Annotated in this window: 2 protein-coding genes and 1 pseudogene; all 3 read right to left on the minus strand. The window is 76.8% G+C overall.

Going from position 1 to position 1,229, the window contains the following annotated elements; all coding sequences use genetic code 11:
- The coding region (locus AC2CHG_RS31420; protein WP_484526210.1) for a hypothetical protein at nucleotides 1-206 on the minus strand (206 nt) is incomplete at its 3' end.
- 1 nt (nucleotide 207) lies between these two features.
- Nucleotides 208-537, minus strand: coding sequence for a YbaB/EbfC family nucleoid-associated protein (locus AC2CHG_RS31425; RefSeq protein WP_013473591.1), 330 nt, complete (start codon nucleotides 535-537; stop codon nucleotides 208-210).
- 128 nt (nucleotides 538-665) lie between these two features.
- A pseudogene (locus AC2CHG_RS31430) lies at nucleotides 666-1,229 on the minus strand (DNA polymerase III subunit delta'); the annotation flags it as partial.

Raw genomic sequence — 1,229 nt, forward strand, 5'->3', positions numbered from 1 at the left:
GCGGCGGCCTGCGCCTCGCGCGCCCGGTCGGCTGTGGCAAGGGTCCACTGGCGGTGCAGTGCGCGGCCCACCTCGCCGGGGCGGCCGGTGGCGTGCGCGCCGAACGCGGGATGCGGCGGGTCGGTGGCGGTCACCGTGCGGGAGAGGGTGGCGAGGGTCGCGCCCGCCTCGTCGAGACGGGCGGCCAGGGCACGCAGCGTCTCCATGTCAGGCCCCCGCCAGCGGCCGGTAGGCCGCGAACGTCTCGTTGTGCAGCTTCTCCCGCGCCCACTGCGCCGCGTCGGCGGCGGCGGTGACGGCGGCCTGCACCGAACCGGCGACGTCGCGCGGGCTGCGGTGGTGCAGCGGGCCGAGGAAACGCACGTCGGTGATGCGCCCGCCGGCGGTCACCACCACCTCGACGAGCCCGTCGGGTGAGCGGACGGTGACCTCGACCGTCGCGACCGCCTGGTCGAACTCGGCCTGCAGGTTCTCGATCCGGCGGTAGCGCCGCACCGCCTCCTCGATCCAGGCCTCGTCGATCTCGCCCCGCGGCATCGGCGGACTCCTCCCGGCCGGTCCGGCCTTCACTGAGCGTGCCGCCTCGGTCACCGCGGCATCACCGGACCGTACCGCACGCCAATCGCGCGTGTCGATGCCCTGTGGACAGTGCGGAAGGGGCCGGCTCAGCCGCGCCAGAGGGCCAGCATCATCGCCTCCACCGCGATCCGCGGCTTGACGTTGGCCTCGATCGCCGCGCGGCACTCCAGCACCGCCTCCAAGCGGCGCAGCGAGCCCTCGGCGTCCCACTTCTGCGCGCCCGCCGAGGCGAGCGACGCGGTGTCGGTGTGCACCGGGGCGACCGGCGCCCGCAGCGCCATGATGAGCGCGTCCCGGTAGAACCCGGCCAGGTCGACCAGGGCCCGGTCGAGCGCGTCCCGCTGGGCGCGGGTGGCACGCGACTTCTGCCGCTTCTCCAGATCCTTGAGCTGACCGGCCGCGCCGCGCATGGCGCCGGCCGCGCCCCGGCCGGTGCCGCCCGCGCCGAGCGCGGTCTGCAACGCCGTACGCTCCGCCTCGTCGATCTCCGCGACGGACGCGGCGGCCTCCGCCTCGGCGGCCTCGATGAGCGCCGAGGCCGCGTCGAACGCCGCGCCCACGCCGGTCAGCCGACGCGGTACGGCGAGCACCGCGTCACGCCGCTGCCGGGCCTCCGGGTCGCGGGCCAGCCGCCGGGCCCGGCCCACGTG

It is taken from the genome of Micromonospora sp. ATLC20, assembly GCF_057196585.1.

Bases quoted from the DNA above. Each gene is read 5' to 3' on its own strand.
- AC2CHG_RS31425 (WP_013473591.1), bottom strand. From the start codon at position 537: ATGCCGCGGGGCGAGATCGACGAGGCCTGGATCGAGGAGGCGGTGCGG.